The sequence below is a fragment of the Nitrobacter sp. 62-13 genome, assembly GCF_001896955.1.
Taxonomy (GTDB): Bacteria; Pseudomonadota; Alphaproteobacteria; order Rhizobiales; family Xanthobacteraceae; genus Nitrobacter.
The window spans coordinates 1-8,874 of sequence record NZ_MKRN01000114.1 but is presented as its reverse complement, the minus strand read 5'-3'; the positions used below and the strand labels follow the sequence as shown (position 1 = coordinate 8,874).

Sequence of the window (8,874 nt, the reverse complement as noted above, 5' to 3'; positions counted from 1 at the left end):
GACGCCATCGTCTACGGCACCTCGTACTGGATCAGGCTGGTCGAGAACATGCTCGCTGCCTGAGAGGCCGCGCTATTGCGGTCCCAGGAACATAGCCCCTCACGTCGCGTTAGGAAGCGGGAATTTTCCCTCCAACCGCGCGAGGCTACAATGACGAAAGACAAGGACCTCCACGACCTGTTCCTTGATCAGCTCAAGGACATTTACTTCGCCGAGAAGCAGATCCTGAAAGCGTTGCCCAAGATGGCGAAGGCGGCAACATCCGACAAACTGCGGGCGGCTTTCGAAAAACACCATGACGAGACCGAAGGCCAGGTCGAGCGCCTGGAACGAATTTTCGAGCTGATCGAAAAGCCGGCCAAGGGCAAGACCTGCGATGCCATCCTCGGCCTTCTTGAGGAAGGCAAGGAAGTCATGGAGGAATACAAGGGCACCGAGGCGCTGGACGCGGGCCTGCTCGCGGCCGCGCAGGCGGTGGAACATTACGAGATGGCGCGCTACGGAACCATGAAGGCGTGGGCGGTCCGGCTTGGCATGAAGGATGCCGTCAAGCTGATCGATGAAACGCTGCAGCAGGAGCGCAAGACCGACAAGGATCTGACGGCGCTGGCCGAGGCCGGTGTCAACTCCGAGGCATTGGCTGCTTGATCTTTTCCGGGAAGGTCGTCGGCGGCTGTTGCCGCCGATGACGGTCCGCTTCACGCCGCCTTGTCGTGGGTCAGTTGCGTTGCGGCGATTTTCAGGTCATCGACGAAACGTTCGTATTCGCGCGCTCTCGCGTCCGCCTCCGGCAGCCGCAGGAGATAGGACGGATGGACCGTCACCAGCGCCTTGTGCCCGTCGTTCGTCTCGATCAGCCGGCCGCGGTTCTTGTTGATCGGCGTGATCCTGCCGAAAACACTTTGCGCCGCGGTCGCGCCCATCGCCACCACGAGCGTGGGTCTGACGGTGGCGAGTTCGCGTTCATACCACTGGCGGCAGGCTCGGATCTCAGGTGTGTTGGGTTTCTGGTGCAGCCGGATCTTGCCGCGCGGCACGAACTTGAAATGCTTCACCGCGTTCGTCACGTAGACCTTTCCGCGATCGATGCCGGCTTCTTTCAGCGCGCGGTCGAGCATCTGGCCGGCGGGTCCGACAAACGGTTTTCCCGCGAGGTCTTCCTTGTCGCCGGGTTGCTCGCCCACCAGCATGACCTGTGCGTGCGCCGGTCCTTCGCCGAACACGGTCTGCGTCGCGTTCTTCCAGAGATGACAGGCGCGGCATCCGGCGGCTTCTTCGCGCAGACGCGGGAGGGAGAGAGGCGAGGCGGTCATGGGCGTCTCCGCTGGCGGGCTTTGCGAGTGAAATCTCCGGAGCAATGCCGGGCGTGGCGGGGTGTTCCCATGTCATTGGATTTATGGGTGAAAATCGCGCGCGAAAAGGCGGTTGACTCCTGAGGCTGCGGAGGTGCTATATAGAACATATCATGAACAATTCGCTCCGCCGGGAGTTCATTGTCACGGACGGATAGTGATCATGGCTGGAAACGGGAGCAGCGCGGGGACGCTTGCGCGTCTGCGTGACCGCATCGCGCGCATCGAGACCGATCATGGCGGTGGGATGCCGGGCCGGGCGTCGCTTGGTCATGAGAAGGCGGATGCCGTGCTGCAGGGCGGGCTGGCGCGCGGCGCGATGCATGAGGTGTTCGCGGAAGGCCGGCACAGCGCGGCGGCGAGCGGGTTCATCGCAGGTCTTGCGCAGCGGGTATGCGCAAACCGGCCGCTGCTCTGGGTGCGGCAGGATTTTGCCGCGCGCGAATCCGGTGCGCTGTCGATGCGCGGATGGCGCGAACTCGGTCTCGATCCGTGCCTGTTGGTGACGGTCCATGCATCAGATGTGGAGAGCGCGTTGCGGACGGCGGCCGATGCGCTGGCCTGCGATGCGTTCGGCGCCGTGGTCATGGAGATATGGGGCGAGACGCGTCTGCTCGATCTTGTCGCCAGCCGCAGGCTGACGCTGGCGGCGGGGGGCTCCGGCGTCACCGGGCTGCTGCTGCGGGTGGCGGCGACGCCATTGCCTTCGACGGCGGAGACACGGTGGATCGTGCGCCCGGCGCGCTCGCCGCCATGCGAGGCGTGGCAGGCGTGGGGCGCGCCTGTGTTCGAGACGCGGCTTGTCCGCAACCGTCATGGCCAGACCGGTCAATGGATCATGGAGTGGAGTTGTGATGAGTGCCTCTTCCGTGACGTCTCGATCCGTGACGCGCAGACGCATCCTCAGCCTGTGGCTGCCGCGCCTGCCGACCGACCGGATCGCGCGCGCGTTGTTGCGCTCCGGCGAGCCGGCTGAAACATGTGACACACAATCCAGATCAACAAAGACGAAGGAAACGTCGCCTCGCATCGTCGTCGCCAAACAGAACAATGGGCTGGTCATTACCGCGCTGGATGATGCAGCCGCGCGGATCGGCCTCGCGATCGGCCAGCCGCTCGCCAATGCGCGTGCGATCTGTCCCGATAGCGAGGTGTTCGACGCCGACGAGACGGCAGACTCAAAAGCCCTGAGCGGTATTGCCGACTGGTGCGATCGCTTCACGCCGCTGGTGGCGCTCGATCCGCCGCACGGCCTACTGCTCGACATCACCGGCTGCGCGCATCTGTTCGGCGGCGAGGCAGCGCTGATGAGACAACTCTGCAGTGCGCTGAAACGGCAGGGCTTTGACGTCAGCGCGGCGATCGCGGGCACGTCGGCCTGCGCACGGGCGCTGACGCGTCATGCCCATGGCCGGATCGTCGCGCCCGGCGAGGAGGCCGGAGCGGTCGCGGCGCTGCCGGTGTTCGCGCTCGGTGCGGATGACGCGATCACGCGCGGGCTGCGCCGCGCCGGGCTGAAAACCGTCGGCGATGTCGCTGCGCGCGGCCGCCACGAGATCGCGGCGCGTTTCAGCGCGGCGTTCACGGCGCTGCTGGAGCAGGCGCTGGGGCAAAGCGATGCGCCGATCAACCCGCGCAAGCCGCTGCCGGACTTTATCGTCGAGAAGCGCTTCGCCGAGCCCATCGCCACCGACGGCGCGATCGCGAGGACGCTGGCGGGTCTTGCGCGTACGCTCATCGCCGCGATGGAAAAGCAGGGCAAGGGCGCGCGGCGGCTGGAAGCAGGTTTTTTCCGCACCGACGGCGCGGTGCGCATCATTGCCGTCGAGACCGGACGCCCGGTCACGCGCGGCGAGACCATCGATCGCCTGTTCCGCGAGCGGCTCGACGCGCTGGCCGATCCGCTCGATCCCGGCTTCGGCTTCGATCTGGTGCGGCTGTCCGCCGTCCGCACCGATCTAGTGGTGCAGGAGCAGCGCGACCTCGACACGCATGTCAGGGACAATGACGAGGTGGCGGCGCTGGTCGATCGCCTTGCCGCCCGCATCGGCAGCCAGCGGGTCGTCGTGCACCTGCCGCAGGATACCCACATTCCAGAGCGCGCGTCGTTCCCGGTGCCGGCGCAGCAGCATCTTGCGGCGGCCATGCGTGCCGAATGGCCTGCGCGTATCGAGGGTGAGCCGCCGCTGCGGCCGCTGCGCATGTTCGCGCGGCCGGAGCCGATCGAGGTGACGCTGGCGGAAGTGCCCGACAAGCCGCCGCGTCATTTCACCTGGCGGCGCGTCACTCATACGGTGGTGCGCGCCGAAGGCCCCGAGCGCATCGCGATGGAGTGGTGGCGGACGCAGGAGGTGAGGCCGACGCGAGATTATTTTCGCGTCGAGGACGAAGCCGGGTTGCGGTTCTGGCTCTATCGTGACGGTCTTTATAATGAAGCGGCCGGGAACGGCGAGGCCGTGCCTCCAAAGTGGTTCCTGCACGGGCTGTTCGCATGAAGCATCCGCGCGACATCCCGGCCTATGCCGAAATCGGTATCACGACCAACTTTTCGTTCCTGCATGGCGGCTCGCATCCGCAGGAGTATGTGCACCAGGCGAGCGAACTGCGGCTTCCCGTCATCGGCATCGTCGACCGCAATACGCTGGCGGGCGTGGTGCGCGCCTACAACGAATTGCAACATCCGGATGTCCTATGCAGGCCGCGATTGCTGGTCGGCTCGCGTCTCGTGTTCATCGATGGCACGCCGGACATTCTCATCTATCCACGCGATCGCGACGCCTATGGCCGGCTATGTCAGTTGCTCAGCAAGGGCAAGCTGGCGGCGGAGAAGGGCGAATGTCATCTGACATTGGCTGACCTGCTGGAATTTGCCGAAGGCCAGCTTATCGTTCTGACTGTGCCGCATCGCTTCGAGGCGATGACCGCGTTGAGAGTGCTTGAGAGATTGCGACAGAGCAACGCGGATGGCGTCTGGCTCGCGGCAAGCCTGCTCTATCGCGGCGACGACCGCCGCCGCCTGCTGCGATTGCAGCGGATCGCGACCACCGCGCGCATGCCGCTGCTTGCAACCAACGAAGTGCTGTACCATCATCCCGCGCGCCGTCCCTTGCAGGATGTCCTGACCTGCATCCGCGAAAGGACCGCGATCGATGCCATCGGCCGCAAGCTGGACATCAATGCCGAGCGGCATCTGAAGCCGGCCCATGAGATGGCGTGGCTGTTTCGCGATATTCCGCAGGCCATCGCCGAAACGATAGCGTTCGCATCGCGCATCGAATTTTCACTGGATCAACTCAAATACCAGTATCCCGACGAGCCGGTGCCGCCGGGCAAGACCGCGCAGTGTCATCTGGAAGATTTGACGTGGGCGGGTGTCGAAAAATATTTCCCAAACGGCGCAGATGAAGACTTGAAAACGGTTCTCCGCAAGGAATTGGACCTGATCGCCGAACTCGACTACGCCCATTACTTCCTCACCGTGCATGACATCGTGCGGTGGGCGCGCGAGCAGGACATCCTGTGCCAGGGGCGCGGATCGGCGGCGAATTCGGCCGTGTGCTATGTGCTCGGCATCACCTCCGTGGACCCCACCAAGGTCGACCTGCTGTTCGAGCGTTTCATTTCCAGGGAGCGGCTGGAGCCGCCCGACATCGACGTCGATTTCGAGCATTCGCGGCGCGAGGAGGTGATGCAGTATGTCTATCGCCGCTACGGCCGTCATCGCGCCGCGATCATCGCCACCGTCATTCACTATCGGCCGCGCAGCGCCATCCGCGATGTCGGCAAGGCGCTGGGCCTGACCGAGGATGTCACGGCGGCGCTCGCGGATACGGTCTGGGGAAGCTGGGGCAATGATGTCAGCGACATGCAGGTCAGGCAGGCCGGATTCGATCCGCAAAACCCGATGGTGCGCCGCGCCGTCGAACTCGCTACCGAGCTGATCGGCTTTCCGCGTCACCTGTCGCAGCATGTCGGCGGTTACGTGCTAACGCAGGACCGGCTCGACACTTACGTGCCGATCGGCAATGCGGCGATGGACGACCGCACCTTCATCGAGTGGGACAAGGACGACGTCGATGCGCTCCGGATGATGAAGGTCGACGTGCTGGCGCTCGGAATGCTGACCTGTATCCGCAAGTGTTTTGATCTGATCGCGGATCACAAGGGCAAGCGCTACGAGCTTGCGACGATCCCGCAGGACGAGAAGCCGGTCTACGACATGCTGTGCCGTGGCGAATCCCTCGGCGTGTTCCAGGTCGAGAGCCGGGCGCAGATGAACATGCTGCCGCGCTTGAGGCCGCGCATGTTCTACGATCTCGTCATCGAGGTCGCCATCGTCCGTCCCGGCCCGATCCAAGGCGACATGGTGCATCCCTACCTGAAGCGGCGCGCCATGGATCCCGACAAGATCGACTATCCCTATCCGAAAGGCGGGGACAAGGATGAATTGCGCAATGTTCTGAAGCGCACGCTGGGCGTGCCGCTGTTTCAGGAGCAGGCGATGCGCATCGCCATCGTCGCCGCGAAATTCACCTCCGAAGAAGCCAACGGCCTGCGCCGCGCCATGGCGACGTTCCGCAACGTGGGCACCATCGGCTCGTTCCAGGAGAAGATGGTCAACAGCATGATCGCGCGCGGCTACGATCCGGTGTTCGCGAAAAACTGTTTCGAGCAGATCAAGGGGTTCGGCTCCTATGGCTTTCCCGAAAGTCATGCGGCGAGCTTTGCGCAACTCGTCTACGTCTCGTCGTGGCTGAAGCATTTTCATCCCGACGCGTTCTGCTGCTCCCTGCTGAATTCACAGCCGATGGGTTTTTATGCGCCGGCGCAGATCGTCGGCGATGCCCGCAAGAACGGCGTCGAGGTGCGGCCCATTGATGTTTCGTTCAGCCATTCGCAGAACACGCTGGAGGAGCGCATAGGTGCGCATCACGCGGTGCGGCTCGGCTTCCGCCAGATCGACGGGTTCAAGTGGGTCAATCCGGATGCAACCAGATCAACGCTCCCGTCATGCCCGGCCTTGTGCCGGGCATCCACGTCTTTCGAACATGACGGATGCAAGGACGTGGATGGCCGGGACATAGGCGAGCGCAGCGACGCCGTTCTTCGAACGGCTATGCCCGGTCATGACGGGACCTGCTCCGACTGGGGCGAGCGGATCGTCGCCGCGCGCTGGCGCCGGCCCTTCACCTCCATCGAGGACTTCGCCCGCGATACGAAACTGCCGAAGCGCGCGCTGATCCTGCTGGCTGATGCCGATGCCTTCCGCTCGCTCGGGCTCGACCGCCGCGCGGCGCTGTGGGCGGTGCGGCGGCTGCCGGATGACGTGTCGCTGCCATTGTTCGAAAGCGCCATCGCGCGCGAGCTGCCGGACGAACATGCCGCGCCGCTGCCCGAGATGCCGCTGCCGGAGCAGGTGGTCGCCGATTACCAGACCGTGCGGCTGTCGTTGAAGGGACATCCGATGGAATTCTTGCGCGAGACATTTTCAAACGAACGCGTGGTCAGTTGCGCGGAGGTCTCGCATGCCAATGACAAGCGCCGCGTCAAATGCGCGGGCGTGGTGCTGGTGCGGCAACGGCCGGGCAGCGCCAAGGGCGTGGTGTTCATGACGCTGGAGGACGAGACCGGTATCGCCAATATCGTAGTGTGGCCGAAGATCATGGAGCGTTATCGCAAGGAGGTGATGGGTGCGCGGCTGATCGAGGTGGAGGGCACTATTCAGAGCAGCCCGGAGCGGGTCGTGCATCTGGTCGCGGATAAACTGACCGACCGTTCCGCTGAGCTGATGCATCTGGCGAACGACGCGCTTGTCTCCAGGCATCCGCTGCCGCCGCCGGCTGCACCGGCCGAGCCGCTCAACGACGACCGTCGCGATCATCCAGATAATCCGGCGCAACGCATCCGCCATCCGCGCAATGTGCGCATCCTGCCGCGCTCGCGGGATTTTCATTGAGAAACCCACTTCGTCATTCCGGGGCGCGCCAGGCGACGAACGCTTGCGTTCGCGCCTAGCGCGAGCCCGGAATCCATAACCACGGCGGGGATTATGGATTCCGGACAGCCGCTACGCGGCTTCCGGAATGACGGTAGTGAAGCATTCAATCGACCCGCAAGATACTACTCCACCGACGCGCCGACCGGCGGCCCACCGGGCGGGCGGTGCAGGAAGGTGATGGTTGCGAACGCGCCGAGCCAGGAGCCGACCGCCGCGAAGGCGACATAGACCCAGTTCTCGGTATAGCTGATCACCGCGAAGGACGAGAGCAGGTACCAGACGCTGCTCCAGGTCGCCGCCGGCACCCGCCGTCGCGCCACCACGGCCGAGGTAAACATCACATAGACGGCGTCGGTCGCCGCGGTGGCCAATACGACACCGGCAGCGGTCAGGGGATTGATGGCGAACATGACAGCTCCTTGCATTCAGCGCGCAAATCATGGACGGAGCGGACGCCGTTTGTCACCTGCTGCCGCCCATCGGCGCGATGGCCTTTCCGGCGCTGGCTATTGCGGCCAGAGATTGCAAATATTAATGCGCCGGTATGTTTTTTGCGCGAAATCAGGGCCCCGATCGGCGGCGATGTCGCCACCGGTTTCCACAAACCTGGCCCGGAGCGCCATTTCCCCGATCTCCGCCTTGCGCGGACAAGCCGAGGCCGCCGACGATACCTGTTTCGAATTTCTCGCTGGTAGCATAAACCCGCGTTCGACCATTCACGAGGGACGACAATGAGCGATGCAGAGCACGGCAAATCCATCGGCGTGGCGGATCTGCGGGCGGCCGCGGACCGTCTCGCAGGCCGGGTGATCCGCACGCCCCTGGTTCATTCGCGCACGCTGTCCGACATCAGCGGCGCCGAGGTCTGGCTCAAGCTGGAAAATCAGCAGTTCGTCGCTTCCTTCAAGGAGCGCGGCGCGGCCAACAAGCTGCTCACGCTGTCACCTGAGGAGGCGAAGCGCGGCGTCATCGCCATGTCCGCCGGCAACCACGCCCAGGGCGTGGCTTATCACGCCCACAACCTCGGCATCGCCGCCACGATCGTGATGCCGAAATCGACGCCGTTCGTGAAGGTGTCGCGGACGAGGAAACTCGGGGCGCGGGTTCGGCTCGAGGGCGAGATTCTGGCGGAATCCGCCGCCTTTGCCCGGCAACTGGCCGCGGACGAAAATCTCGTCTTTGTCCATCCCTACAACGATCCGGCCGTGATCGCGGGGCAGGGCACGGTGGCGATCGAGATGCTGGAGGATCAGCCGGCGCTCGACTGCATCCTGACGCCGGTCGGTGGCGGAGGACTGGTCGCGGGCTGCGCGATCGCCGCCGCCAACCACGCGTCGGCCGTCGAGGTGATCGGCGTCGAGGTGGAATCCTACGCCGCCGTGGCGCAGCATCTTGCCGGGCGCCCGGTCTCGGTCGGCGGCGCGACCATCGCCGAAGGCATCGCGGTGCGCGACGTCGGCGCGCTGCCGCTGGCGATCCTGCGCGAATATGGCATCGAGGTGATGACGGTGGCGGAGCGCCTGA

The 8,874-nt window shown here is 64.6% G+C and carries 6 protein-coding genes and 1 pseudogene; 5 read left to right on the top strand and 2 right to left on the bottom strand.

Annotation, left to right across the window (positions count from 1 at the left end; all coding sequences use genetic code 11):
• Positions 1 to 150: 150 nt before the first annotated feature.
• Positions 151 to 648 (top strand): DUF892 family protein, encoded by a 498-nt coding sequence (locus tag BGN91_RS09450; RefSeq protein ID WP_292612537.1) that lies wholly within the window; start codon positions 151 to 153, stop codon positions 646 to 648.
• Between the two features lie 50 nt (positions 649 to 698).
• On the opposite strand, the pseudogene BGN91_RS09445 reads toward BGN91_RS09450, so the two are convergent.
• Positions 699 to 1,361: pseudogene (locus tag BGN91_RS09445) on the bottom strand (UdgX family uracil-DNA binding protein); the annotation flags it as partial.
• Positions 1,362 to 1,515: 154 nt separating this feature from the next.
• Between BGN91_RS09445 and BGN91_RS09440 the strand changes: the two are divergent.
• From BGN91_RS09440 to BGN91_RS09430, 3 genes are read left to right on the top strand one after another with little or no spacing between them, the layout of a single operon-like run.
• Complete coding sequence (locus tag BGN91_RS09440) at positions 1,516 to 2,328, top strand: DNA repair protein (RefSeq protein WP_292612536.1); 813 nt, start codon at positions 1,516 to 1,518, stop codon at positions 2,326 to 2,328.
• Entirely contained in the window at positions 2,222 to 3,847 is a 1,626-nt protein-coding gene (locus BGN91_RS09435; RefSeq protein ID WP_292612539.1) for a DUF6504 family protein, read from the top strand. The genes BGN91_RS09440 and BGN91_RS09435 overlap by 107 nt, the downstream gene beginning before the upstream one ends.
• A complete protein-coding gene (locus BGN91_RS09430) occupies positions 3,844 to 7,308 on the top strand; it encodes an error-prone DNA polymerase (protein WP_292612535.1) in 3,465 nt (1,154 codons plus the stop codon). Before BGN91_RS09435 ends, BGN91_RS09430 begins: the two co-directional genes overlap by 4 nt.
• Positions 7,309 to 7,472: 164 nt before the next feature.
• Here the strand turns inward: BGN91_RS09430 and BGN91_RS09425 are convergent, their stop codons facing one another.
• Positions 7,473 to 7,760 (bottom strand): hypothetical protein, encoded by a 288-nt coding sequence (locus BGN91_RS09425; RefSeq protein WP_292612534.1) that lies wholly within the window; start codon positions 7,758 to 7,760, stop codon positions 7,473 to 7,475.
• Between the two features lie 321 nt (positions 7,761 to 8,081).
• On the opposite strand from BGN91_RS09425, the gene BGN91_RS09420 reads away from it, so the two are divergent.
• Positions 8,082 to 8,874 (top strand): pyridoxal-phosphate dependent enzyme (locus tag BGN91_RS09420; RefSeq protein WP_292612533.1); only part of this gene is annotated, 793 nt, incomplete at its 3' end.

Coding starts and splice junctions, on each gene's coding strand:
- BGN91_RS09450 (WP_292612537.1), top strand. CDS start 151: ATGACGAAAGACAAGGACCTCCACGACCTGTTCCTTGATCAGCTCAAG.
- BGN91_RS09425 (WP_292612534.1), bottom strand. CDS start 7,760: ATGTTCGCCATCAATCCCCTGACCGCTGCCGGTGTCGTATTGGCCACC.
- BGN91_RS09440 (WP_292612536.1), top strand. CDS start 1,516: ATGGCTGGAAACGGGAGCAGCGCGGGGACGCTTGCGCGTCTGCGTGAC.
- BGN91_RS09430 (WP_292612535.1), top strand. CDS start 3,844: ATGAAGCATCCGCGCGACATCCCGGCCTATGCCGAAATCGGTATCACG.